The following is a 23,260-nucleotide window of genomic DNA, read 5'->3' as shown; positions in this document are numbered from 1 at the left end:
CATGATGTCATTATGGTACGATGCTATATATCAACTTGACATTATAATGTCAATATAGATTTATGGTGACATATGCTGAAATCCGAACGCACGCCAGCCGGCGATGCCCTGACCAACCTCATGCTTGACCTGTTCCGGTTGAACAGCCTGCTCTTGACCGCAGGCGACCGCTTGGTGGCCCGCCTCGGGCTCACGAGCGCCCGCTGGCAAATCCTCGGCGCCATCGTGCACGCCGAGCGCCCCCAGCCAGTCGCATGGATTGCCCGCGATCTGGGTGCCAATCGCCAGAACGTGCAGCGGATCGTCAACGACCTTCTCGCGGAAGGGCTTGTGGCGCTCGAGGCCAACCCGCATCACCGGCGAGCGCAACTTGTCGTCCTGACCGATAAGGGACGGCGCACTTTCGACGCTGCCATGGCTTTGCAGGCGCCGTGGGCCAACGGCCTTTCGGAAGGGCTCGCAGTCAAGGACCTGCAAGCCGTTCACCGTGTCGTCACGGCGCTACGGAAGAAACTGGAGAGCAACGATGAGCCTGAAGAGCGAGGCTAGTCCAGCGGTTCGGACGATGACTTATTGGGATCGCCGAAGTATCGCCGCCACAACGGTGCCTCTGTAGTACAAATCAGCCCGCCGCCCTCACACCACCCGCTTCCCCGCCCGCTCCGCCACCGCCTTCTGCACAAAATACATCGCGACCAGCGAGACGATCGAGGTCGCGACGACGATGTAGCCTAGGCGGTCGAAATGGATCAGCGAGCCGTCGGCCTGCTGCGCGATGATGCCTGCGGCGAGCACCGAGCCGAGCCCGCCGGAGAGCTGCTGCAGCGAGGCGCTGACCGCGCTGAACGAGCCGCGCTGGCTCGCGTCGGGGATCGCCGACATCAAGGCCTGCGACGGGATCATGCGCGAGAAGATGCCGACGAACATCAAGACGTTGACGAGGATCGCGGTCGCCAGCGAGACGTGGCCGAGATGGGTGTAGATCAGCACCATGATCACCGACACCACGCTGCCGAACACGAAGGTCGGGTATTTGCCGAACGCGTCGCTCGCCCTGCCGACCAGCGGCCCGGTGACGATGCTGAACAGGCCAGAGACGAGATAGATCGTCGGCAGATGCGTAATATCGATGCCGAGATTGTGCACGGTGAAGGCGCTGGAGAACGGCATCAGCATGTAGCCGCCGGTCGCCAGCAGCGTCGTGACGGCGAAGGCCAGCGTATAGCGCGTCTGTCCGATCGTCGCGATCAGATGGCGGAACGGGTTTCTGTCCTGCTTCAATTTCAGGTGCGCATCGACCGGCTCCATGACCAGGGCGATGATCGCGATCGCGGCGATCGACACCACGACGATCGCGGCGAAGCAGACATGCCAGTTCCAGTGATTGGCGAGAAACAGCCCGGCGGGAATGCCGAGCACCTGGCTCGCGGCAAACGCGGTCTGGATGAAGCCCATCACGCGGCCGCGCAGTTGCAGCGGAAACAGGTCGGTGACGATGGCGAGCACGACCGAGCCGATCACGCCGCCGAACAATCCGGTCACGATCCTGCCGAGCAGCAGCACATGGTAGGTCTGCGCGGCGGCGCAGAGCATCGTTCCGAGCGTGAAGCCGACATAGAAGAACAAGAGCAGGCGCTTGCGATCGAAGCGATCGGCAAAGCCGGCGGCCAGGATGCCCGAGATCCCCGCACTGAACGCGTAGGCCGACACCGCGACGCCGAACTGCCCGGCCGTGATGTTGAGCGAGGGCATCAGGATGGCGCCGAGCGGCGACATGATGATGAAATCGAGGATGATCGTGAACTGCGTGAACGCGAGCAGCGCGATGAGGAGCGCCTGATAGCGCGAAAAGCCGCGTTGGCGTTCCCTTGGGTCGTCGACGGGCGCAGCGAGCGTCTGTTCGGTCATGGCACCTGATTCAGGGTGAGGGCGACGGGGGCGCGAGAAACTGGCAGATAGGGTGGGCTGGGACGATGTCCACAGGGCGCAAGGCAAAAGCTCTGCCGGAACAGGACGCGCGCGCGGGTTGTGGGATTTGGGCAACAGGGCCTTCGGCGGGAGATCGTCCGCCCCCCTCCTACTCGGAATTAAGCCGCCCTTAGCGAATGCCGCTTAGGCTCGCGGCCGTCCATTTCCCCTGCTCCCCGGCCTTTGGGCCGGTCATTTGGCGGCAAGTAAGAGCATTTTCGGATGGAGCAGCCTGCCCGGCAGTATGATCCTGGCGCCCCGACACCGTCGGCGATTGCGGCGGCTGGGCGGACGCTTGTCGTCGATCTGGAAGGCGCTCTGCTGCGTTCCGAACTGCTGATGGAAGCGCTATTCAGCGCGCCTGGCCGCATGCTGGCCCGCTTCGGCGCAGGCGGACGGGCGGGCATGGCGGCGCTCACGGAAATTCTGGCGCGGGCCGAGATCGACTATGCCCATCTGCCCTATGATTCCGATGTGCTGAACCGGGCGCTGGCGGCGCGGGCGCGGGGCGCGAAGATCTATCTCGTCGCCGGACGTTTCGTCGATCATGCGACGGGCATTGCCGCGCATCTTGGTTTTGACGGCGTCGTGACGCCGGCCGATCTTGCTGCGGGCAACACGTTGCCGTTCGATCGCGGCGCGGTCGAGCGCATCGACAACCGAGGCGGAAGTCGCGTCAGCCTAAAAACCTGGGCCAAGGCGCTGCGCATCTATCAATATGCCAAGAACACGCTGGTGTTCGTGCCGGCGCTCACCGCGCATCAGCTGAACCTTTCGACGCTCGGCTATGCGCTGCTGGCGTTCATGGCGTTCTCGGCCTGCGCATCGGGCGCCTATCTGATGAACGATCTCTTGGATCTCGCGGCCGATCGGCAGCATCCAACCAAGCGCCATCGCGCGCTCGCGGCCGGCGATTTGCCGATCTCCTCCGCGCTGTCAGCGATTCCTGCACTGTGGCTGTTCGCGCTCGTCGCCGGCCTCTGCATCTCGCCCCTCTTCCTCGGCGTGCTCGGCGCCTACCTCGTCACCACGATCGCCTATTCGCTCGCGCTCAAGCGCAAGATGCTGGTCGACGTGGTGACGCTGGCGGGCCTCTACAGCTTGCGCATCATCGCTGGCGCCGTCGGCGTCGGCGTGGTGCTGTCGGAATGGCTGTTGATCTTCTCGCTGTTCGTGTTCACCTCGCTGGCGCTGATCAAGCGCTTCAGCGAGCTCAGCATGCGCGAGAGCGCCGGCCTCGCCGATCCCTCCAACCGCGACTACAGGATCACCGATCTGCATGTCATCGCCGCGATGGCGGCGGCGAGCGCGATGAACGCGGTGACCGTGTTCTCGCTCTACGTCTCCTCCTCCGCAGTGACGCCGCTCTACAGCCGCCCCTGGATGCTATGGCTGCTCAACCCGCTGCTGCTCTACTGGTTCGGCCGCGCCCTGATGATGGCGCATCGCCGCGAGATGCCTGACGATCCGATTCTCTACGCTTTCCGCGACGGCCCCAGCCGCATCACGGTGGCGGCGATGATCTGCATCATGCTGGCGGCGATCTGACCGGGCCCGTAAGGTCACGGCCGGCGCTTGCGCGGCGTGCTGCGAGTGGATACATCGCGGGTAATCCCGATTAGCCTATTCTGCCGACAGACCGATTCGAGGTTTTGAAACGCCATGACCGTACGCCTGCATCGCGGCGACCTGCCCGACTTGTCCCGCTACACCGGAGCGGTGGCGATCGACACCGAGACCATGGGGCTGAACCCGCACCGCGACCGGCTCTGCGTGGTGCAGCTCTCGCCCGGCGACGGCAGTGCCGACGTGGTGCAGATCCCCAAGGGCCACACCGACGCGCCGAATCTGAAGGCGCTGCTGGCCAATCCCGCCATCACCAAGATCTTCCACTTTGCGCGGTTCGATGTCGCGGTGTTGTACCAGACCTTCGGGGTCATGACCGGGCCGATCTACTGCACCAAGATCGCCTCCCGCCTGACCCGCACCTATACCGACCGCCATGGCCTGAAAGACCTCGTGCGCGAGGTGCTCAACATCGACCTCTCCAAGCAGCAGCAGTCCAGCGACTGGGGCTCCGACAGCCTGACCGAGCCGCAGCTCGCCTATGCCGCCTCCGACGTGCTGCATCTGCACGGCCTGCGCGAGCGGCTCGATGCCATGCTGGTGCGGGAAGGCCGCACCCAGCTGGCGCAGGCCTGTTTCGACTTCCTGCCGACCCGCGCCCTGCTCGACCTGCAGGGTTGGGCGGAAGAGGACATTTTCGCGCATTCCTGACGCCTCCTGTGGTCGCCAGGTTCAGGGCTGCCGCCCCGTTTCGGACACTTTCGTAACGGCCTGTCGCCGGCTGCATATTTCGGCGGCGCCGGGTACAATGGGGCGCCTTCGACTGGACAAGGTTAGCGACACGCTGGAGCAGCGGTGAACTCGGCCCAGAATCCCACCTACGACGCCGCGCTTGCGGCGAAGTTTGCCAGCGCGGCGCGCCACAGCCGCCTGGTGCGGATTCTGCGTGTCGCGGTGCCGGGCGCGGTGCTGCTGTCCATGGCCGCCATCGTCGGCGTGTCGGTCTTCAATCCGTTCCGCATGCTGATGCCGAAGCTGCCGCTCGATTCCGGAAACATGGTGGTGTCGGGCACCAAGATCACGATGGAATCGCCGCATCTCGCCGGCTTCACCCCGGACCAGCGGCCCTACGAGCTCTGGGCCAAGACCGCGACGCAGGACATCACCGACCCCGATCATGTCGATCTCGCCGATCTGCGCGCGAAGGTCCTGATGGAGGATCAATCCACCCTGTTCCTCGACGCTCGCACCGGCCGTTTCGACAACAAGCAGCAGCAGCTCGATCTGCACAAGGACATCTTGCTGCGTACCTCCACCGGCTACGAGGCGCGGCTGAACTCCGCCTTCGTCGACATGAACAAAGGCACGGTCACTTCCGACGAGCGCGTCGACGTCAAGCTGACCAACGGCACGCTGACTGCGGACCGGCTGCGGATCACTGAGGGCGGCGATCTCATCCGCTTCGAGGGCAACGTGGTGATGCACCTCGACAAGCTGGACGACACCGCCGCCGCGCAGCCTGCGCCACCCGATCCAGCGCCACCTGCGAAGACGCGCACGCCTCAGAACAAGTCTGCCAATTCAAAGTGATTTTCATGATCAGTTTTTTTTCGCGCAACGACAACAAGCGGAGCGCCATCATCAACGCGGCCGCGCTTGCCGCCACCGTCGTGCTGATGGCAACAGGTGGCGCGGTGGCCCAGAGCACGATGCAAGGCGTGCCCAACGCGATGCAGGGCTTTTCGCAAAACCGCGATCAGCCGATCCAGATCGAGGCCGCCTCGCTCGAGATGCGCGACAAGAAGAAGGAGGCGACCTTCGCCGGCAATGTGAAGGTCGTGCAGGGCGACACCACCATGACCTCGAAAACGCTTGTGGTGTTTTACGAGTCGAGCGGCGGCGATAAGCCGGCCACGCCGCAGCCCGCGGCGAAGGGCGCGAAGGCGGCGCCGATGCAGTCGGCAACGCCCGGTCCGGGCGGCAGCTCCGCGATCAAGCGGCTGGAGGCGCGCGGCAATGTCGTGGTCACCCAGAAGGACCAGGTGGTAACGGGCGAGACCGCCGTGTTCGATACCAAGACCAACCTCATCACCATGATCGGCGGCGTGGTCTTGACGCAGTGCAAGAACGTGCTGCGCGGCGACCGTCTGATGGTCGACATGACGACCGGCGTCTCACGTGTGGAATCCGACAGCGGCCGCGTCCAGGCCCTGCTGCCGCAGGGCGGCAGCAGTGATTGCGGCCAGGGCGCCAAACCCGGCACGGCGCCGCCTTTGCAGTTACCGGGCGCAAGTAAACAAAAGTAAATTCAAGCACTTGTGTCGGATGCTCCCGATCCGAGGTTGAAGCTTGCCCGGCAAGACTGTATCTAGCGCGAAGGGCTTTCGAAGCGGGGTTCGCCGCTTTTCGGGCGTGTTTCACTGGGCATGAGACATCCCTTCACCCATGCTGCACCGGCGGATCACAAGGCCGGGGTGGCAGATCGCGGGATCACGCGCGGATCATCGTGCAGGATTGTCGTGCAGGATCGTCGTGAAAGGCTAGAAGGCGGGGATGGTCGATCTCTTCAGCATGTTCCGTCGGCGCCCCGCCAAACGCGGCCGGCCAGGGTTTGCGCGTCAGGACATCACCGCGCTCGGTGACAACGTTGGCGGTCTCGTGACCAGCCCAGTGCGGGACGCGCCGCCGCTCGCCCGTGACCAGGCGATGCGGGCGCCCGACCAATTCCAGGGCGACTACCAGGCCGACTATCAAGCCGAGCCGCCGCGTCCGCAGGCGGTTCACCCCGTCAGGGCCGCCAGCAGGTCCAATGGCACGGGCGGACCGCAGCTGCTGCGGCGGCCGGGCTTCCTGGCTGTGCATAGCGTGGAAAAGGCTTTTGGCAGCCGCCAGGTCGTGCGCGGCGTCAGCATCTATGTGCGCCGTGGCGAAGCCGTCGGCTTGCTCGGCCCGAACGGCGCCGGCAAGACCACCGTGTTCTACATGATCACCGGCCTGATCAAGGCCGATCGCGGCGCCATCGAGCTCGACGGCCACGACGTCACGAAACTCCCGATGTATCAGCGCGCGCGGCTCGGCATCGGCTATCTGCCGCAGGAGGCCTCGATCTTCCGTGGCCTCACCGTCGAGCAGAACATCCGCGCCGTGCTCGAAGTGGTCGAGCCCTCGCGCAAGAAGCGCGAGCAGCAGCTCGATTCGCTGCTCGACGAGTTCAACATCACGCGCCTGCGGAAATCGCCGTCGATCGCGCTATCAGGCGGTGAGCGCCGCCGCGTCGAGATCGCGCGCGCGCTGGCGACGCGGCCGAACTACATGCTGCTCGACGAGCCCTTCGCCGGCATCGATCCGATCGCGGTCGGCGACATCCAGGACCTCGTCCGCCATCTCACCAATCGCGGCATCGGCGTCTTGATCACCGACCACAATGTGCGCGAGACGCTCGGCCTCACCGATCGTGCCTACATCGTCTATGCCGGTGAAATCCTGACCGAGGGTACCCCGGATGAGATCGTCGCCGATCCAGACGTGCGCCGGCTTTACCTTGGCGAGGAATTCCGCCTCTAGCCCGTTTTTGCGTTTCGTCAAGACGTGTACATCGGGCCCGGACTAGGGTAAGCAAAAATCGGACCAATTTTTGGGAACGGTTCTTGCTTCATGGCGCTCACGCAGAGATTAGAGTTCCGGCAATCGCAGTCGCTGGTCATGACGCCGCAGCTGATGCAGGCGATCAAGCTGCTGCAATTGTCCAATCTCGATCTCACGACCTTCGTGGAGGAGGAACTCGAGCGTAACCCGCTGCTGGAGCGGGCCAATGACGAAGCCGGCGGCGAAGCTTCCGCCGACGCCGGCCAGTACGGCGAGGAGGCCCGCGGCCAAGACGATGGTAACGGCGACAGTTTTGGCGACGATGGCTTTGGTGGCACCGCGGAGGCCTTCGAGCCCGGCCAGGAAGAATGGATGAGCAAGGATCTCGGCACCCGCGCCGAGATCGAGCAGACCCTGGACACCGGCCTCGACAACGTTTTCTCCGAGGAGCCGGCCGAGGCGGCTGCGCGCAATGCCCAGGACGCCGCGCCGACGACCTACACCGAGTGGGGCGGCGGCGCCTCCGGGGATGAAGACTACAATCTCGAGGCCTTCGTCGCCGCCGAGATGACGCTCGCCGACCATCTTGCCGAGCAACTCTCGGTCGCCTTCACCGCGCCGGCGCAGCGCATGATCGGCCAGTACCTGATCGACCTCGTCGATGAGGCCGGCTACCTGCCGCCGGATCTCGGCCAGGCCGCTGAGCGTCTCGGCGCATCGCAACAGGATGTCGAGGACGTCCTTGCCGTGCTGCAAAAATTCGATCCGCCCGGCGTCTGTGCGCGCAATTTGAGCGAATGCCTGGCGATCCAGCTGCGCGAGCTCGACCGCTACGATCCGGCCATGCAGGCGCTGGTCGAGCATCTCGATCTCCTCGCCAAACGCGACATCGCGTCCTTGCGCAAGCTTTGCGGAGTCGACGACGAGGACATCGCCGACATGATCGGCGAGATCCGCCGCCTCAATCCCAAGCCCGGCATGAAGTTCGGCTCGGCGCGGCTCCAGACCATGGTGCCCGACGTCTATGTCCGCCCGGGTCCCGACGGCGGCTGGCACGTCGAACTCAACAGCGACACCCTGCCGCGCGTGCTGGTCAACCAGACCTACTATTCCGAGCTGTCGAAGAAGATCGGCAAGGACGGCGACAAGTCCTACTTCACCGATGCGCTTCAGAACGCGACCTGGCTGGTGCGCGCGCTCGACCAGCGCGCCCGCACCATCCTGAAAGTTGCAACCGAGATCGTGCGCCAGCAGGACGGCTTCTTCACCCATGGCGTGGCACACTTGCGGCCGCTCAATCTCAAGGCCGTCGCCGATGCCATCCAGATGCATGAATCCACGGTGTCGCGCGTCACCGCCAACAAATACATGGCAACCAATCGCGGCACGTTCGAGCTGAAATATTTCTTCACGGCCTCGATCGCCTCGGCCGACGGCGGCGAGGCGCATTCCGCCGAAGCCGTTCGCCACCACATCAAGCAGCTGATCGATTCGGAAGAGCCCACGGCGATCCTGTCGGATGACACCATCGTGGAACGCTTGCGCGCCTCGGGCATTGATATTGCCCGCCGCACGGTCGCGAAGTACCGCGAAGCCATGCGCATACCCTCCTCGGTGCAACGTCGCCGCGACAAGCAGAGCGCTCTTGGTAACGTCCTCTCCACCGCAATGTCCGATCGTTCCCGCAACACCGAGCCGGCCTGATTGCGCCGGGGCGAAATCGCGCTACTCTCACCTCCCCATTGAGACCGATCCAAGCATGCGCATGATCCGGAAAAGGTTTTCCCTCCCGACAAATGCGGAACGCGTTTGCGGGGAGATCATGCGCAGGGAACAACTTCAGCTGCGGTGATCCGTCATCGCAGCTGAGGCGCAAACCAAGCGAGGCATCACATGACTCTCCGGATTTCGGGCAAGAGCATCAACGTCGGCGAGGCCCTGCGCGGCCGCGTTGCCGACCGCACCGACGAGGTGCTGCGCAAATATTTCGACGGCAACTATTCCGGCCACATCACGCTGAGCAAGGACGGCTTCGGCTTCCGCACCGATTGCGCGCTGCACCTCGATTCGGGAATCACCCTGGAAGCCGATTCGAACGCGCCGGATGCCTATGCCAGCGCCGACCAGGCGCTGCTGATGATCGAGAAGCGGCTGCGCCGCTACAAGAACCGCCTCAAGGACCGTTCCGCCCGCAAGGCCCATGCCGCCACCGAGGCGATGGCTGCGCTCAATGCCACGAGCTATGTGCTCGAGGCGCCCGAGGGCGAGGACGAGGTCTCCGGCTACAGCCCCGTGATCATCGCGGAGCAAACCACCTCGCTCAAGTCGCTGTCGGTCAGCGAGGCCGTCATGGAACTCGACCTCAGCGGGGCGCCTTGCCTGGTGTTCCAGCACGGCTCCTCGGGCCGGGTGAACATCATTTACCGCCGCGCCGACGGCAATGTGGGCTGGATCGACCCTCCGGGCGGCAAAACAGACCGCAAGGTGGACGGTTAATGGTTCCGTACCCTCCGCAAGCCTTAACAATGACCGTGGGCAAAGCCGCACGCGGGAGTTGGCACCGGGATTGCGTTGGAGTAGAAGCGCCCCACATCAGGACCGGGCTAAGTCCCCCTCCTGCTTCATGTTATTGACGCCGGCTCAGCTTGGTCTTCCAAGATGGCCAAATCGGAACTGACGGTTTAATTCACCTCGGAAAGCTTCCATGCCGATTACCGATCTGGTCGCACCCGAGGCGATTCTCCCGGCATTGAAAGTCAACAGCAAGAAGCAAGCCTTGCAGGAACTCGCGGCCAAGGCCGCCGAGCTGACCGGGCAGAACGAGCGCTCCGTCTTCGAAGTGCTGCTTCAGCGCGAAAAGCTCGGCACCACCGCAGTCGGCTATGGCGTTGCCATTCCCCACGGCAAGCTGCCCAAGCTGGACAAGATCTTCGGCCTGTTCGCGCGCCTCGATCGTCCGATCGATTTCGAATCGATGGACGGCCAGCCGGTCGATCTCGTCTTCCTGCTGCTCGCTCCCGAAGGCGCCGGCGCCGACCACCTCAAAGCCCTCGCCCGCATCGCCCGCCTGCTGCGCGACCAGGACATCGCCAAAAAACTCCGCGCCTCGCGTGACGCCCAGGCGATCTATTCAGTGCTGGCGCTGCCGCCGGCGACGGCGGCCTGATCTATTTCGTCATTGCCGACTAGCGAGAGAGCGTCGCAACTCGCTCCCGTGCCCCGGACGCAGCGCAGCGCTTCCCTCGCGATGCGAAGCATCGTCGAGCGCGGTGCGCCGCAGAGCTGGGGCCCATGTCTCCACATTGTGCGTGTTGCTTTCTGGGTCCCGGCTCTGCGCCGCAACGCTTCGCGCTGCACCGCGTCCGGGACACGAGAGTTGAGCACCTTGTAGCCTCACACTCCGTCATTGCGAGCGAAGCGAAGCAATCCAGAATCTCTCTGCGGAGGGATGATCTTCCCCCAAAAAAGTGGACAGCGTTCAAGCCGATTTTAGCTCCATCTCGACTGGGCTGATATAGCCGATGGCCGAGTGTCTGCGGTGTTGATTGTAGAAGCCCTCGACGTAGGCGAAGATGTCGCGCTCAGCTTCATCGCGGGTCGGATATTGACGGTGATGGATCAGTTCGGACTTGAGCGTGTGGAAGAAGCTTTCCATCGGGGCGTTGTCGTAGCAGTCGGCTCTGCGGCTCATCGAAGGCCGGACGCCGGCGGCTTGCAGCGCTTGGCGGTACTCGGTTGAAGCATATTGGATGCCGCGATCGGAGTGATGGATCAGGCCGGCGCCGGGCTTTTGCCCCTTGATCGCCATCCTTAATGCGGCGAGCGGCAATTCGGCGCGCAGATGGTCGTCCATCGCCCAGCCCACGATACGGCGACTGTACAGATCCATGATGGCGGCCAGGTACAACCATCCTTGGCCGGTCCAGACATAGGTGATGTCGGCGAGCCAGACCTGATTGCGCATGGCGGCCGAGAAGTTCCGGCCGAGCAAGTTGGGCGCGATCGGGAAGCCATGCCCGCTATCGGTGGTGCGGCATCGTCGCGGCCCGGCCGAGATGGCTCGAACGCCATGGCAGCGCATCTGCCGCTCGATTCGGCCACGGCTTGCATGGTGTCCCTGGGCCTTGAGTTCGACATGAATGCGCGGGCTGCCATAGCGACCATGACTGTCGCGATGAACCCGCTTGATGTCCTGCAGCAACTCTCGATTGGCAGCGGCCCGGGGGCTTTCCGGGCGCGACCGCCAAGCATAGTAGCCCGCAGGCGAGACGCCGAGGACACGGCACATGATCTTAACCGGATAGTCGGCGCGGCGATCTTCGATGAAGCGGAACTTCATGTCCTGGGTCCAGCAAAGATCGCGATCGACTTTTTTAAAATGTCGCGCTCCATACGCAACTGTTCGTTTTCCCGCTGCAACCGGGCGATCACGTCAGCTTGGGCCGCCGACGGCACCGCCGCTTGCGACGTGGGCGCCGCGGCGCTGCCGCCGGCTGCTACCGTGCTCCGCTCCTTCACCCATCGGCTGAGCACGGAGCCGTCCAGCCCGAGCTCCTTCGATACCGACTTCGCCGAACGGCCGCTCGACAAAACCAGATCAACTGCCTGCCGCTTGTACTCGTCCGAATACGAGCGTCGCTGCCGTTTCGCCATCTGACACCTCTCGCTGCCTAAGCTATAGGTGTCCACCGATTTAGGGGAGGCTCAGGATTTCTGGATTGCTTCGTCGCTTCGCTCCTCGCAATGACGATGCCGAGAGGATATCGCTCGAAATGAAAACGGGCACGCCTTCGCGTGAAGGCATGCCCGCTTGAAACTCTATTCGTGCGAACGCGCGTGCGCTCAGTGCACGCTCACCGCTTGCAGCTCGTTGCTCCAGGCGTTGGCGATCGCGGCTTCCCGGCTGTCGGTCAGCATGATCGGCGTGCCGTCGGCGGCGTGGAGCGCGAAGAGCTTGAGGCCCGGCGCAATCTTGGGCGCCTCGGGGAACAGGTCTGGCACGTCCTCGGAGCGGATCTGCTTCACATAGGCGATATGACCTTCGCCGAGTGTTGCCAGCGTCTCCGGAGAGACATTCTTGGCTTCATATTCGAACGCAACGTGACCTTCACTCATGGTCTCGACTCCTCTGGAACACTAAGCGGTCGAGTCCGCTACTCGTTCCATTATTCGTGCTCATTGATAGCGATTGTCTTAACGATCCTCTCCGGTTCAGGCCGGGCCAGATCGATCGACAACAGCCCGTTCTTCAGATCCGCGCCCAGCACCTGCATCCCCTCCGCCAGCACGAAGGTGCGCTGGAAGTGGCGCGCGGCGATGCCGCGATGGATGTATTGCCGGGTCTTGTCGTCCTGCTGCCGCCCGCGGATCACGAGCTGGTTTTCCTCAATGGTTACATCGAGTTGGTCGCGGGTGAATCCGGCGACCGCCAGCGTGATGCGCAAACGCTCGGGCTGGCCATCCGCGCGGTCGCACCTCTCGATATTGTAGGGAGGATAACCGTCGGCGCCTTTGACGACCCGATCGAGCACGCGCTCGATCTCGTCGAAGCCCAGCAGAAAGGGACTGGAGAGCGTTGGAACACGAGACATAGTTTACAAAGTCCTCGCAGAAGCGACTTTGGTGTTTCAGGGCCCGGAAGCGGCACCCCTTGGTCAGCAATATGGGCATATCCCCAAGGCGGTTCAAGCAGGTAGCCGGGGAGGCTGTGGATGGGCCTTTCCGGTCGTGATGGCCGGGCTTGTCCCGGCCATCCACGATCTTACCCGCGGCGCCAAGAACCTGGATGCCCGGGACAAGCCCGGGCATGACGAGTCTCGATTTATCGTAACGAAAACAAGCCCCTTCTACTGTGCATGGGGTTGTTTTCGCACTTTTTGGTTGGCCGGCCCCTGGAACCGGTCAGGCCTCGATCCGCTTGCGCCCGTCGCCGCTGAACAGGTGCAGCTTTTGGCGCACCGCCGCGACGCGGATGTTCTGGCCGATGGCGGGGGCCTCGGTTCCGGGAATGCGGACGATGACCTCGCCCGGCGGCAGCTCGCCGGGGGTGGCGGCGACGCGCTGCTCCTCCTGCTGGCGCGAGCCGTAGACGAAGGTTTCGGCACCGACGCGCTCGATCGCCTCAACGGTGAGCGGCAGCGCTACGCCGCCGGCCGGGGTCTGGTCGGTGATGACGAAATCCTCCGGGCGGATGCCTAGGATGCCGGCCTCGCCTACACCATTGAGCTGCGATCTGATCTCGTCAGGGCGCGTCGACATCAGATTCATCGGTGGTGCCCCGATGAAGGAGGCGACGAAGGTGGTGGCCGGCTTCTCGTAGATCGCGAGGGGGTTGCCGACCTGCTCGACCTGGCCGCCGTTCATCACCACCAGGATGTCGGCGAGCGTCATCGCCTCGAGCTGATCATGGGTGACGTAGATCGACGTGGTGTTGAGGCGGCGCTGCAATTTGCGGATCTCGACCCGCATCGCGATGCGCAGCTTGGCGTCGAGATTGGACAGCGGCTCGTCGAACAGGAACACTTTTGGCTGGCGCACGATGGCGCGGCCCATGGCGACGCGCTGGCGCTGGCCGCCGGAGAGCTGGCGCGGCTTGCGCTCGAGCATGGCGGAGAGCTCGAGCACGCGCGCGGCTTCCTCGACGCGGGTCTTGATCTCGGCTTCCGCCATGCCGCGGTTGCGCAGGCCGTAGGCCATGTTGTTGTAGACGCTCATATGCGGATAGAGCGCGTAGTTCTGGAACACCATCGCGATGTCGCGATCGGCCGGCTCGACCTGGTTGACGACACGGCCGCCGATGTCGATCTCGCCGCCGGTGACGGTCTCCAGCCCCGCGACCATGCGCAGCAATGTGGACTTGCCGCAGCCCGAGGGGCCGACCAGTACGCAGAACTGGCCGTCGCCGACATCGACGTCGACGCCCTTGATGGCTTCGAAGCCGCCGGGATAGGTCTTGCGGACGCTGCGCAGGGTGACGTTAGCCATGAAAACTCATTTCCAAGAACCTACTTTTCCGTCTCGACCAGTCCGCGCACGAACAGCTTCTGCATGGCGACGACGACGAACACCGGCGGCAGCATGGCCAGCACGGCAGTTGCCATCACGATCGGCCATTCGGTGAGTGCGTCGCTGGTGGTGATCATCTTGCGGATGCCGATCTGGATCGTCTGCATGTCGTCGCGGGTGGTGATCAGCAGTGGCCAGAGATATTGATTCCAGCCGAGGATGAACAGGATCACGAACAGCGCCGCCATGTTGGTGCGCGACAGCGGCAGCAGCGTATCCCAGAAGAAGCGCAAGGGGCCGGCGCCGTCGATGCGCGAGGCTTCCAAAAGTTCGTCCGGCACCGTCATGAAGAACTGGCGGAACAGCAGCGTTGCGGTGGCCGACGCGATCAGCGGCAGCGACAGGCCGGCATAGCTGTCGAGCATGTGCAGATCGGCGACGATCTTGTAGGTCGGATAGATGCGCACCTCGACCGGCAGCATCAGGGTGATGAAGATGAGCCAGAAGATCGGCATCCGGAACGGAAAGCGGAAATAGACGATCGCATAGGCCGAGATGATCGAGATCGCGATCTTGCCGACCGCGATCAAGAGCGCCATCACCAGCGAGTTCAGCATCATGTTGCCGACTGGCTCGCGGGTCGAGCCGCTCGTGCCGACGAAGATGGTCTGGTAGTAAGTCTGGAAGAAATGGCCGCCGGGCAGCAGCGACATCTGTCCGTTCGCTATCAGGGCGTTGTCCTGGGTCGAGGCGACGATCGCGATGTAGACGGGGAACGCGACGATCGCGATCCCGATCCAGAGGATGATATGAGCGACGTAGCGCCTGATGCCCTCTTGCTCGACCATCAGTAGGTCACCTTGCGTTCGACGAAGCGGAACTGGATTCCGGTCAGCACGATCACCATGATCATCAGGATCACCGATTGCGCCGCGGAGCTGCCGAGATTGCCGCCGAGCAGGCCGTCGGAATAGACCTTGTAGACCAGCGTCTCCGTCGACTTGCCGGGACCGCCGCGGGTCATGGTATCGATGATGCCGAAGGTGTCGAAGAAGGCGTAGACGATGTTGACGACCAGCAGGAAGAAGATGGTCGGCGACAGCAGTGGGAACGTCACGGTCCAGAATCGGCGCATCGGGCGCGCGCCGTCGATCGCGGCCGCCTCAAGCACGCTTCTCGGGATGCTCTGGAGGCCGGCGAGGAAGAACAGGAAGTTGTAGGAGATCTGCTTCCAGGCGGCGGCGAGGATGATCAGCGTTGCGGCCTGGTCGCCGTCGAGCAGCGGATTCCAGTCGACGCCCAAGGCGCGCACATAGCGCGAGAGCACACCCAGCGAGGGGTGCAGCATGAAGATCCAGAGCACGCCGACGACCGGCGGCGCCACCGCATAGGGCCAGATCAAGAGCGTGCGGTAGAGCATCGAGCCGCGCAGCGGCTTGTCCGCCATCACCGCGAGCAGCAGCGCAAACGACAGCGACGAGACTGCGATGGCGAACGAGAAGAAGAAGGTCCGCACGATCGCCTCGAAATAGGCGCGGTCCTTCAGAAGTTCGAGATAATTGTCGAACCAGACGAAGCTGGTCGAAAGACCGAAGGCGTCCTGGAGCAGGTAGGACTGGATCACCGCCTGCAAGGCCGGCCAATAGAAGAAAATCAGCACGATCGCGAGCTGCGGCGCAACCAGCGCGTAGGGCAATAGCTTCGATTGGAAAATGGCTTGCTTTTGCATGATGCCCGCAGGAGCGGCAGGCCGGGTTACCGGCCTGCCGCTGATCGCCTCACTTGACGGCGGTCTTTTCGAACTGGCGCAGCATCGTGTTGCCGCGCTCGACGGCGGCATCCAGCGCCTGCTTGGCGGTCTTCTTGCCGGCGAGCGCCTGCTCGATCTCTTCCGACCAGACGTCACGGAGCTGAACCATGTTGCCGAGGCGCAGGCCGCGGGAGTTCTCGGTCGGCTCCTTGTTGGTCAGCTCGAGCAGCGGGGTCTCGAGATAGGGCTGATCCTTGTAGAAGCCTTCCGCCTTGGCCTTCTCATAGGCCGCCTTGGTGATCGGCAGATAGCCCGAGGCCTTGTGGATGTAGACTTGGCGATCGGTATCGGAGAGGAAGCTCAGGAATTTCGCGACACCCTTATAATCGTCGGCCGACTTGCCACCCATGACCCAGAGCGAGGCACCGCCGATGATCGAGTTCTGCGGCGCGCCCTTCACGTCGGGATAGTAGGGCATCGGGACGGCGGTGAAGTTGAACTTGGCCTGCGCCTTGACGTTGCCGAAGAATGCCGAGGAGGTCAGATAGAGCGGGCATTCGCCTGACGTGAAGCGGCCTTCACCGGTGTTGGTGCGGCCGGCATAGTCGTAGGTCTTGTCCTTCTGGAGCTCGACCAGCTTCTCGAGGTGCTTGACCTGGACCGGGCTGTTGAACTCGAGCACGGTGTCGAAACCGTCGAGGCCGTTGGCCTTGGTCGACAGCGGCACGTTGTGCCAGGCGGAGAGCTGCTCGAGATTGACCCAGGTGACCCAGGAGTTGGAGAAGCCGCAGGTCGGATGGCCGTTGTCGTGCAGCTTCTTGGCGGCGTCGAACACCTGAGGCCAGGTCTTCGGGATCTCGACATTGGCCTTCTTCAGCTCGTCGAGGTTCACCCACATCACCGTCGATGACGAGTTGAAGGGGAAGGACAGCATCTCGCCCTTCGAGGTCGAGTAGTAGCCGGTGATCGCGGGCAGATAGGCCTTCGGATCGAATTTCTCGCCGGTCTCGGCCATCAGCTTGTACACCGGCTTCACCGCGCCGGTTGCGGCCATCATGGTCGCGGTGCCGACCTCGAACACTTGCATGATGTGCGGGGCGTTGCCGGCGCGGAAGGCGGCGATGCCGGCGTTCATCGTGTCGGCGTAATTGCCTTTGTAGGTCGGGATCACCTTGTAATCGCTCTGCGACGCGTTGAAGTCGTTCGCGAGCTTGACGATGACGTCGTTGTTGGCGCCGGTCATCGCGTGCCACCACTGGATTTCAGTCACGGCCAGGGCCGGCGAGGCCGACAAGCCAACCGTGATTGCAACAGCCGCAGCCGCACCAAAATGTCGAAGAGCCATCAAGAAAACCTCCCTTGCCCGTCAATAAAGAAGCGCTTGCGCTAGCAGCGCCATATGACGTTCACATGACTGTGTAAGCGGCCGAAACGAAAGCGGCAAGCGCTGGAAAAGGGAAGCCGGAAAATAGGCGAAGACGAAGGGGCAGCCTCCTACGCTCGCGGTGCAGCATCACGACAAGTGCGGTGTTGCCGCGAAAGGAGAGTGGCATGGGGGCTCGATGCGGCCGCAGATTAACCTCTCCCGCTTGCGGGAGAGGTCGCGCCGAAGGCGCGGGTGAGGGCTCTCTCCGCTTGGGGATTGTCCCGTTTTGGAGACACCCTCTCCCCAGCCCTCCCCCGCAAGCGGGGGAGGGAGCGGACCGGCGCCGCCGCTCAATCTCTCTTATCTCAGCGCTTGCGCTCGGGGCCGCAGACCACGCCCTTTTCGACCATCGCTTCGATCTCCGCCCTGGAGTAGCCGAACTCGCCCAGCACCTCAGCCGAGTGCTGGCTGAATTTCGGCGGCAGGCGGCGCAGGCTGGGCTTGCTGCGATCGAGCCGGATCGGCGAGGCCACGCCCTTGTACCAGTCCTTCTCGATGATATCGCCGCGCGCGATCGTGTGCGGGTTGGTCAGCGCCTGGTCGATTTTCTGCACCGGGCCTGCCGGCAGGCCGGCCGCGAGCAGGCGATTGCACAGCGGCTCGGCCTCATGCTGGCTGAACACGACGGCGAGCTCGGCGCGCAGCGCCTCGCGATTGGCGATGCGGTCCTTGTTGCGGGCAAAGCGCGGATCGGTGCCGAGCTCGGGCTTGCCGATCTCCTTACAGAGCTTGCGGAAGGTGCCGTCATTGCCGACCCCGATGAAGATGTTGTCGGTTTTCGTCGGGAAGATCGCGTAGGGCACGAGGTTGGGATGCTCGTTGCCGGTGAGCGAGGGCGGCTTGCCATGCATGAAATAATTCGCGGTGTGCGGATGCATGATGGCAAGGCCGGTCTCGTACAGCGTCGTCTCCAGGAACTGGCCCTGGCCTGAACGCTGGCGCTCCGACAGCGCCATCAGGATGCCGATCGCCGCATAAAGGCCGGTGGTGATGTCGACCAGCGGCACGCCGATCCGCATCGGCCCGCTCTCCGGTGAGCCGGTCGCGGCGATCATGCCGGTCATGGCCTGGATGATGGCGTCATAGCCGGGATTGCCGCCACGCGGGCCGTCGGCGCCGAAGCCGCAGATCCGACAATGCACGAGGCGCGGGAATTTTGCGCGCAGCACTTCGTTGCCGATGCCCCATTTCTCAAGGGTGCCCGGCTTGAAATTCTCGATCAGGACGTCGGCCGTCTCCAGCATCTTCAGCAGCACGGCACGGCCGCCCTCGGAGGCGAGGTCGAGGCCGATCGAGCGCTTGTTGCGGTTGATGCCGACGAAGTAGGCCGCGTCCTCCTCGTGGAAGGGAGGGCCCCATTCGCGCACCTCGTCGCCCGCGGGCGGCTCGACCTTGATGACGTCGGCGCCATGGTCGGCGAGGATCTGGGTGCAATAGGGACCGCCGAGCACGCGCGTGAGATCGATGACGCGCAATCCGCTCATGGCACCTGTGGCGGCTTCAGAACTCATGCCTTCGCTTCCCCTGTGTCGACGTTTGATCACAGGCCTAGCGAGGTTCGTGCACGCCAGCAATGGCCCCGCGCGTAGGGCCGTATGCGCCGCAGCGTCTCAATCCCGCGAAGTGGGAAATCCACGGAAGCGGCTGGCTCGAGGGGGATCTCGGGCCAGCCAATCCGCACTTCCGGTCAGACGACCGTCAGGCGAACGTCGATATTGCCGCGCGTGGCGTTGGAGTATGGGCACACCTGGTGCGCCTTCTCGACCAGCGCCTCGGCCTCGGCGCGGGCCAGGCCGGGCAGCGAGACGGCCAGATCGATGTCGAGACCGAAGCCGCCCTCGGAGCGCGGGCCGATGCCGACGGTCGAGGTGACGGAGGCGTCGGCGGGAACCTTGGGGCCGCCCTGCGAAGCCACGAACTTCATCGCGCCGATGAAGCAGGCGGCATAGCCGGCCGCAAACAGCTGCTCGGGATTGTTGCCGGCGCCGCCGGCGCCGCCGAGCTCCTTCGGCGTGGTCAGCTTGACGTCGAGCGCGCCGTCGAGGGTTGCGGCATGGCCGTCGCGGCCGCCGGTCGCCTTGGCGCTGGTCTTGTAGAGGACGTTCACGGACATTTTCATCTCCCTGGGGTTCGGGTGGGCGCGATCTGTATCGCAGACAATTAGATTGCGCACAATCTAAATTGTGGTGCCTCACATTTAATTGTTCGCAATTGAATATGCGACCGCCCGGCCCCACAATGCGGGGCAAATCCCGTGAGATTCGCCATGGCCCGGAAACCATCGGCAGCGGACGCGCCGCTGCGGCTCGACAACCAGATCTGCTTCGCCGTGTATTCGGCCGCGCATGCCTTCAACCGCGTCTACAAGCCGCTGCTCGACCGGCTCGGCCTGACCTATCCGCAGTATCTCGTCATGCTGGTGCTGTGGGAGCGCGACGACGTGCCGGTGAAGGACATCGGCGAGAAGCTGTTCCTGGATTCGGGCACGTTGACACCGCTGCTCAAGCGGCTCGAGGCCGCCCAACTCGTCAAACGCACCCGCTCGAGCGAGGACGAGCGTCAGGTGCTGATCGCCCTGACGCCGCAGGGCTACGCGCTGAAAGACAAGGCGCGCAGCGTGCCGCAATCGATTCTGGCGGCGTCGGACTGCTCGGTGCCGGAACTGGTCGCGATGAAGGACGAGATCGTCGCGCTGCGGGATAGGCTTAATGCGGTGATCGGGGAGTAGGGGCAGTTAGAGCGACTAGAAGTGCTTCTTCGCGAACGCGCGCCCCGAGCCAGATTTCAAGTATCGTTCGAATGCGACAGCGCGTGCGGCGTCATCGAACGCGAAATAAGTTCGTATTCGCCAGGTCCGTATTTCGACGTGTGAGGCACCTCGTCGGCGTTATGCTTTGCCAGACGCGCCCGTAGATCGTCGGTGATGCCGACGTAGAAGTGCTCGGAATCGAGACTTTCGAGAATATAGACGTACTTCATCGCGCTTCCTCCCTGGAGGGTAGGATAGCAGCTTCAAGACATGCCTAGGATGTTGCCGTGGTGGTGATCGCGGATAGAGTCCGCCGCCGCCCTTCGGGCTATGGCGGGGCAGCCTTCGCTCACTTCGCTACGAGGGACTTCCCTAGGCTTGCCCAGCCGAAGCTCGCGAAGCGAGCGAAGGCTGGTGGAGCCAGGCGGGATCGAACCGCCGACCTCTTGCATGCCATGCAAGCGCTCTCCCAGCTGAGCTATGGCCCCTTAACCTCAGACAGGGTGAATCTGGTGGATCACCCCAACCGGCGAGCCCTAGGCGACTCGCGCGGTGCACCCTTTTTCACAGATCAGGACTGATCTCAAGTCTCTTCATCACCTCCGACATCACCAATGATGTCGGTCACGTCCTCATCGCCCTCTTCCTCGTCGGCAATGAAGGTCGAATCATCGTCATCGTCGTCGTCGAGGGTCTCGTCGACCTCGATATCGTCCTCCGATTCGGGCACGACGGCCTTGACCTTGCCGGTGTTCTCCTCGGCATCGGCCTCCTCGAGCGACACCAACTCCTCGGCCTCTGCCGGCTCCGGCGCGGTGTCCTGGGCCATGCTGCGGGCTTCAGTGCCGCGGGACGCACGTGCGGGAGCGATGGGGGCGATCGGCACCACCTCGCCGGTATAAGGCGAGATCACCGGATTCTTGTTGAGGTCATAGAATTTCTTGCCCGTGGTCGGGCAAATACGTTTGGTTCCGAGTTCGGACTTGGCCACGGCAGGAATCCTGGGAATGTCTGAAAAGCGGTGCTTCACTTGGCTAGTTGGCGGCCCGCTGTCAATAGCGCATTACGGAAGAACGACATGCCCGTGACGGGGCGCGGACCATGTGGTACCTGCGGCCCAGCCTTCAAGGCATCCAAGGACACAATCTTGACCCATTCCGACCAACCGAGGCCGCTCCAGTCTCGCGCCAGCGGCCCCCTGACCGGGAAAGTACGGGTGCCCGGCGATAAGTCGATCTCCCACCGTGCCCTGATCCTGGGTGCGCTCGCGGTCGGGGAGACCAAGATTTCGGGCCTGCTCGAGGGCGAAGACGTCCTCAACACCGCCAAATCGATGCAGGCGCTGGGCGCCAGGGTCGCGCGCACCGGCGATTTCGCGTGGACGGTGAACGGCGTCGGCGTCGGCGGCTTCGCCCAGCCCAAGGCGGCGCTGGATTTCGGCAACTCCGGCACCGGCTGCCGCCTGGTCATGGGCGCCGTTGCGGGGTGCCCGATCTCGGCGGTGTTCGACGGCGACGCCTCGCTGCGCAGCCGCCCGATGCGCCGGATCCTCGACCCGCTCGAACAGATGGGCGCCAGGGTCGTATCAGGCGGCGAGGGCGGCCGTCTGCCGCTGACCCTCCAGGGCGCGCGCGATCCGCTGCCGATCACCTACAAGACCCCGGTCGCCTCGGCCCAGATCAAATCGGCCGTGCTGCTGGCGGGCCTGGCTGCGCCGGGCACCACCACGGTGATTGAGAGCGAGGCGAGCCGCGATCACACCGAGCTGATGCTGAAGCATTTCGGTGCCGACATCACATCGGTGCAGGAAGGCCAGCACGGCCGCCGCATCACGCTTCAAGGCCAGCCTGAGCTGCACGCTGCCACCGTCGTCGTGCCCGCCGACCCCTCCTCGGCGGCTTTCCCGGTCGTTGCGGCGCTGATCGCCGAGGGCTCCGACGTCATCCTGTCGGATGTCATGACCAATCCGCTGCGCACCGGCCTGTTCACCACGCTCCGCGAAATGGGCGCCTCGATCGAGGAAAACGACGTCCGTCGCGATGCCGGCGAGCCGATGGCGCAATTGCGCGTGCGCGCCTCGAAACTGCGCGGTGTCGAGGTGCCGCCGGAGCGCGCGCCGTCGATGATCGACGAATATCTGGTGCTGGCGGTCGCAGCCGCCTTCGCCGAAGGCACTACCATTATGCGCGGCCTGCAAGAGCTGCGCGTCAAGGAATCCGATCGGCTGGAAGCCACGGCTGCCATGCTCCGCGTCAACGGCGTGAAGGTCGAGGTCTCCGGCGACGATCTGATCGTCGAAGGCCGCGGTCATGTGCCCGGCGGCGGCGTTGTTGCCACCCATATGGATCATCGCATCGCGATGTCCGCGCTGGTGATGGGTTGCGCGTCCGACCAGCCGGTGAGCGTCGACGACACTGCCTTCATCGCCACCAGCTTTCCGGATTTCATTCCGATGATGCGTTCGCTAGGGGCCGAGTTTTCATGATCATCGCCATCGACGGGCCCGCGGCCTCCGGCAAGGGGACGCTCGGCAAGCGCCTCGCCCACCATTACGGTTATCGTCATCTCGATACCGGCGTAATCTATCGTGCGGTGGCTTACGAGCTGATGCAGTCCGGTCACGATCTCCGCGATGAAGCCGCGGCGGTCGCGGCGGCGCTGGAGCTCGACCCCGAAAAGTTCGGCAATCCCGCACTGAAGACCCAGAAGGTCGGCGAGGGGGCCTCCATCGTCTCGGCGATCCCTGGGGTCCGCGAGGCCCTGGTCAATTTCCAGCGGCAATTCGCCGCTGATCCGCCCGGGGCCGTGCTCGATGGCCGGGACATTGGAACCGTGATCTGCCCCCATGCCGACGTGAAGATTTTCGTCGTCGCCGATCCCAAGGTCCGCGCCCATCGCCGGACCATGGAGGCGAGGGCGCGGGGGGAGGAGGCGGACGAGGCGGCCGTGCTCGCCGACATCGTCCAGCGCGACGAGCGCGACAAGAACCGGCTGATTGCGCCTTTAAAACCGGCCCCGGATGCTCACTTGCTTGATAACTCCCAACTGGATATAGAAGGCGGCGTCCGGGCCGCCATCGACATTATCGAGGCCGTCCGAGCGGGCCGGTCGCGGGGTTAAGCCGCAGCCGTCATTGGAGGAAGCGCCCGCTCCCGCTCTTTGAGGTCGATAACCTTCGGTCCCTGATGGAACCGGCGCGATCCAGGCCCCG

23 protein-coding genes, 1 tRNA gene and 1 pseudogene are annotated in these 23,260 nt (G+C 63.9%); 12 read left to right on the top strand and 13 right to left on the bottom strand.

The window, feature by feature from the left end:
- The first annotated feature begins 72 nt into the window (after positions 1 to 72).
- Positions 73 to 549, top strand: a complete 477-nt coding sequence (locus ACNJX8_RS00545; protein ID WP_128930445.1) for a MarR family winged helix-turn-helix transcriptional regulator — start codon at positions 73 to 75, stop codon at positions 547 to 549.
- 87 nt (positions 550 to 636) lie between these two features.
- On the opposite strand, the gene ACNJX8_RS00540 is transcribed toward ACNJX8_RS00545, so the two are convergent.
- Positions 637 to 1,908, bottom strand: coding sequence for an MFS transporter (locus tag ACNJX8_RS00540; RefSeq protein WP_439359244.1), 1,272 nt, complete (start codon positions 1,906 to 1,908; stop codon positions 637 to 639).
- Positions 1,909 to 2,190: 282 nt separating this feature from the next.
- Between ACNJX8_RS00540 and ACNJX8_RS00535 the strand changes: the two genes are divergently transcribed.
- From ACNJX8_RS00535 to ptsN, 8 genes are all read left to right on the top strand, one after another.
- Positions 2,191 to 3,516 carry a UbiA family prenyltransferase gene (locus ACNJX8_RS00535; protein WP_439359243.1) on the top strand — a complete coding sequence of 442 codons (1,326 nt, stop codon included), beginning with the start codon at positions 2,191 to 2,193 and terminating at the stop codon, positions 3,514 to 3,516.
- A gap of 114 nt (positions 3,517 to 3,630) precedes the next feature.
- Positions 3,631 to 4,245 carry a ribonuclease D gene (locus tag ACNJX8_RS00530; RefSeq protein ID WP_439359242.1) on the top strand — a complete coding sequence of 205 codons (615 nt, stop codon included), beginning with the start codon at positions 3,631 to 3,633 and terminating at the stop codon, positions 4,243 to 4,245.
- 144 nt (positions 4,246 to 4,389) lie between these two features.
- The gene (lptC, locus tag ACNJX8_RS00525) at positions 4,390 to 5,124 is read left to right on the top strand and encodes an LPS export ABC transporter periplasmic protein LptC (RefSeq protein ID WP_128930441.1); all 735 of its coding nucleotides are present in this window, start codon (positions 4,390 to 4,392) and stop codon (positions 5,122 to 5,124) included.
- Positions 5,125 to 5,129: 5 nt separating this feature from the next.
- Complete coding sequence (locus ACNJX8_RS00520; RefSeq protein ID WP_249758908.1) at positions 5,130 to 5,840, top strand: LptA/OstA family protein; 711 nt, start codon at positions 5,130 to 5,132, stop codon at positions 5,838 to 5,840.
- A 247-nt stretch (positions 5,841 to 6,087) separates the two neighbouring features.
- Positions 6,088 to 7,098, top strand: coding sequence for an LPS export ABC transporter ATP-binding protein (lptB, locus tag ACNJX8_RS00515; RefSeq protein ID WP_128930439.1), 1,011 nt, complete (start codon positions 6,088 to 6,090; stop codon positions 7,096 to 7,098).
- 90 nt (positions 7,099 to 7,188) lie between these two features.
- Positions 7,189 to 8,823, top strand: coding sequence for an RNA polymerase factor sigma-54 (rpoN, locus tag ACNJX8_RS00510; RefSeq protein ID WP_439359241.1), 1,635 nt, complete (start codon positions 7,189 to 7,191; stop codon positions 8,821 to 8,823).
- Between the two features lie 189 nt (positions 8,824 to 9,012).
- Positions 9,013 to 9,615: a ribosome hibernation-promoting factor, HPF/YfiA family gene (gene hpf / locus ACNJX8_RS00505; RefSeq protein ID WP_128930437.1), complete on the top strand. Its 603-nt coding sequence runs from the start codon at positions 9,013 to 9,015 to the stop codon at positions 9,613 to 9,615.
- 208 nt (positions 9,616 to 9,823) lie between these two features.
- A complete protein-coding gene (gene ptsN, locus ACNJX8_RS00500; RefSeq protein WP_091882367.1) occupies positions 9,824 to 10,285 on the top strand; it encodes a PTS IIA-like nitrogen regulatory protein PtsN in 462 nt (153 codons plus the stop codon).
- Positions 10,286 to 10,597: 312 nt separating this feature from the next.
- Here the strand turns inward: ptsN and ACNJX8_RS00495 are convergent.
- From ACNJX8_RS00495 to ACNJX8_RS00455, 9 genes are all read right to left on the bottom strand, one after another.
- Positions 10,598 to 11,772, bottom strand: a protein-coding gene (locus ACNJX8_RS00495; RefSeq protein WP_439357590.1) for an IS3 family transposase whose coding sequence is annotated in 2 segments (ribosomal slippage) — positions 10,598 to 11,478 and positions 11,478 to 11,772 — 1,176 coding nt in all. Because the reading frame shifts where the segments join, the coding sequence is not laid out codon by codon here.
- Between the two features lie 189 nt (positions 11,773 to 11,961).
- The gene (locus ACNJX8_RS00490; RefSeq protein WP_035704148.1) at positions 11,962 to 12,234 is read right to left on the bottom strand and encodes a DUF1150 family protein; all 273 of its coding nucleotides are present in this window, start codon (positions 12,232 to 12,234) and stop codon (positions 11,962 to 11,964) included.
- A 50-nt stretch (positions 12,235 to 12,284) separates the two neighbouring features.
- Complete coding sequence (locus ACNJX8_RS00485) at positions 12,285 to 12,710, bottom strand: Hsp20 family protein (RefSeq protein ID WP_091882361.1); 426 nt, start codon at positions 12,708 to 12,710, stop codon at positions 12,285 to 12,287.
- Between the two features lie 310 nt (positions 12,711 to 13,020).
- Positions 13,021 to 14,103, bottom strand: coding sequence for a sn-glycerol-3-phosphate import ATP-binding protein UgpC (locus ACNJX8_RS00480; protein WP_439359240.1), 1,083 nt, complete (start codon positions 14,101 to 14,103; stop codon positions 13,021 to 13,023).
- A 20-nt stretch (positions 14,104 to 14,123) separates the two neighbouring features.
- A complete protein-coding gene (gene ugpE, locus ACNJX8_RS00475) occupies positions 14,124 to 14,972 on the bottom strand; it encodes a sn-glycerol-3-phosphate ABC transporter permease UgpE (RefSeq protein WP_128930435.1) in 849 nt (282 codons plus the stop codon).
- Entirely contained in the window at positions 14,972 to 15,853 is an 882-nt protein-coding gene (gene ugpA / locus ACNJX8_RS00470) for a sn-glycerol-3-phosphate ABC transporter permease UgpA (RefSeq protein ID WP_128930434.1), read from the bottom strand. Before ugpA ends, ugpE begins: the two co-directional genes overlap by 1 nt.
- A 49-nt stretch (positions 15,854 to 15,902) precedes the next feature.
- Positions 15,903 to 17,219, bottom strand: a complete 1,317-nt coding sequence (ugpB, locus tag ACNJX8_RS00465; protein ID WP_128930433.1) for a sn-glycerol-3-phosphate ABC transporter substrate-binding protein UgpB — start codon at positions 17,217 to 17,219, stop codon at positions 15,903 to 15,905.
- Between the two features lie 386 nt (positions 17,220 to 17,605).
- On the bottom strand, positions 17,606 to 18,811 hold the full coding sequence (locus ACNJX8_RS00460; protein WP_439359239.1) for a CaiB/BaiF CoA transferase family protein: 1,206 nt from the start codon (positions 18,809 to 18,811) through the stop codon (positions 17,606 to 17,608).
- Between the two features lie 176 nt (positions 18,812 to 18,987).
- Complete coding sequence (locus ACNJX8_RS00455; protein WP_439359238.1) at positions 18,988 to 19,413, bottom strand: organic hydroperoxide resistance protein; 426 nt, start codon at positions 19,411 to 19,413, stop codon at positions 18,988 to 18,990.
- Between the two features lie 153 nt (positions 19,414 to 19,566).
- Here ACNJX8_RS00455 and ACNJX8_RS00450 point away from each other — a divergent pair, with 153 nt between their 5' ends.
- On the top strand, positions 19,567 to 20,028 hold the full coding sequence (locus ACNJX8_RS00450; RefSeq protein WP_439359237.1) for a MarR family winged helix-turn-helix transcriptional regulator: 462 nt from the start codon (positions 19,567 to 19,569) through the stop codon (positions 20,026 to 20,028).
- A gap of 15 nt (positions 20,029 to 20,043) precedes the next feature.
- Here ACNJX8_RS00450 and ACNJX8_RS00445 read toward each other — a convergent pair.
- The 3 genes and pseudogenes from ACNJX8_RS00445 to ACNJX8_RS00435 form a co-directional block, all read right to left on the bottom strand.
- Positions 20,044 to 20,279 (bottom strand): annotated as a pseudogene (locus ACNJX8_RS00445) (GIY-YIG nuclease family protein).
- Positions 20,280 to 20,461: 182 nt separating this feature from the next.
- Positions 20,462 to 20,537: transfer RNA gene (locus ACNJX8_RS00440), tRNA-Ala, on the bottom strand.
- 95 nt (positions 20,538 to 20,632) lie between these two features.
- Positions 20,633 to 21,040, bottom strand: a complete 408-nt coding sequence (locus ACNJX8_RS00435; RefSeq protein WP_128930428.1) for a TIGR02300 family protein — start codon at positions 21,038 to 21,040, stop codon at positions 20,633 to 20,635.
- A 156-nt stretch (positions 21,041 to 21,196) separates the two neighbouring features.
- Between ACNJX8_RS00435 and aroA the strand changes: the two genes are divergently transcribed.
- Positions 21,197 to 22,534: a 3-phosphoshikimate 1-carboxyvinyltransferase gene (gene aroA / locus ACNJX8_RS00430; protein ID WP_439359236.1), complete on the top strand. Its 1,338-nt coding sequence runs from the start codon at positions 21,197 to 21,199 to the stop codon at positions 22,532 to 22,534.
- Complete coding sequence (gene cmk, locus ACNJX8_RS00425) at positions 22,531 to 23,169, top strand: (d)CMP kinase (RefSeq protein ID WP_128930426.1); 639 nt, start codon at positions 22,531 to 22,533, stop codon at positions 23,167 to 23,169. Before aroA ends, cmk begins: the two co-directional genes overlap by 4 nt.
- Positions 23,170 to 23,260: the final 91 nt, after the last annotated feature.

It is taken from the genome of Bradyrhizobium sp. SPXBL-04, assembly GCF_051853035.1.
GTDB classification, from domain to species: domain Bacteria; phylum Pseudomonadota; class Alphaproteobacteria; order Rhizobiales; family Xanthobacteraceae; genus Bradyrhizobium; species Bradyrhizobium zhanjiangense.
This window is presented reverse-complemented; position numbering and strand designations above follow the sequence as displayed.

Coding starts and splice junctions, on each gene's coding strand:
- ACNJX8_RS00535 (WP_439359243.1), top strand. CDS start 2,191: ATGGAGCAGCCTGCCCGGCAGTATGATCCTGGCGCCCCGACACCGTCG.
- ACNJX8_RS00540 (WP_439359244.1), bottom strand. CDS start 1,908: ATGACCGAACAGACGCTCGCTGCGCCCGTCGACGACCCAAGGGAACGC.
- ACNJX8_RS00520 (WP_249758908.1), top strand. CDS start 5,130: ATGATCAGTTTTTTTTCGCGCAACGACAACAAGCGGAGCGCCATCATC.
- ACNJX8_RS00450 (WP_439359237.1), top strand. CDS start 19,567: ATGGCCCGGAAACCATCGGCAGCGGACGCGCCGCTGCGGCTCGACAAC.
- ugpE (WP_128930435.1), bottom strand. CDS start 14,972: ATGGTCGAGCAAGAGGGCATCAGGCGCTACGTCGCTCATATCATCCTC.
- lptB (WP_128930439.1), top strand. CDS start 6,088: ATGGTCGATCTCTTCAGCATGTTCCGTCGGCGCCCCGCCAAACGCGGC.
- rpoN (WP_439359241.1), top strand. CDS start 7,189: ATGGCGCTCACGCAGAGATTAGAGTTCCGGCAATCGCAGTCGCTGGTC.
- ugpB (WP_128930433.1), bottom strand. CDS start 17,219: ATGGCTCTTCGACATTTTGGTGCGGCTGCGGCTGTTGCAATCACGGTT.
- ACNJX8_RS00490 (WP_035704148.1), bottom strand. CDS start 12,234: ATGAGTGAAGGTCACGTTGCGTTCGAATATGAAGCCAAGAATGTCTCT.
- ACNJX8_RS00480 (WP_439359240.1), bottom strand. CDS start 14,103: ATGGCTAACGTCACCCTGCGCAGCGTCCGCAAGACCTATCCCGGCGGC.
- ACNJX8_RS00460 (WP_439359239.1), bottom strand. CDS start 18,811: ATGAGTTCTGAAGCCGCCACAGGTGCCATGAGCGGATTGCGCGTCATC.
- hpf (WP_128930437.1), top strand. CDS start 9,013: ATGACTCTCCGGATTTCGGGCAAGAGCATCAACGTCGGCGAGGCCCTG.
- ugpA (WP_128930434.1), bottom strand. CDS start 15,853: ATGCAAAAGCAAGCCATTTTCCAATCGAAGCTATTGCCCTACGCGCTG.
- ACNJX8_RS00545 (WP_128930445.1), top strand. CDS start 73: ATGCTGAAATCCGAACGCACGCCAGCCGGCGATGCCCTGACCAACCTC.
- ACNJX8_RS00485 (WP_091882361.1), bottom strand. CDS start 12,710: ATGTCTCGTGTTCCAACGCTCTCCAGTCCCTTTCTGCTGGGCTTCGAC.
- ACNJX8_RS00455 (WP_439359238.1), bottom strand. CDS start 19,413: ATGTCCGTGAACGTCCTCTACAAGACCAGCGCCAAGGCGACCGGCGGC.
- cmk (WP_128930426.1), top strand. CDS start 22,531: ATGATCATCGCCATCGACGGGCCCGCGGCCTCCGGCAAGGGGACGCTC.
- ptsN (WP_091882367.1), top strand. CDS start 9,824: ATGCCGATTACCGATCTGGTCGCACCCGAGGCGATTCTCCCGGCATTG.
- ACNJX8_RS00530 (WP_439359242.1), top strand. CDS start 3,631: ATGACCGTACGCCTGCATCGCGGCGACCTGCCCGACTTGTCCCGCTAC.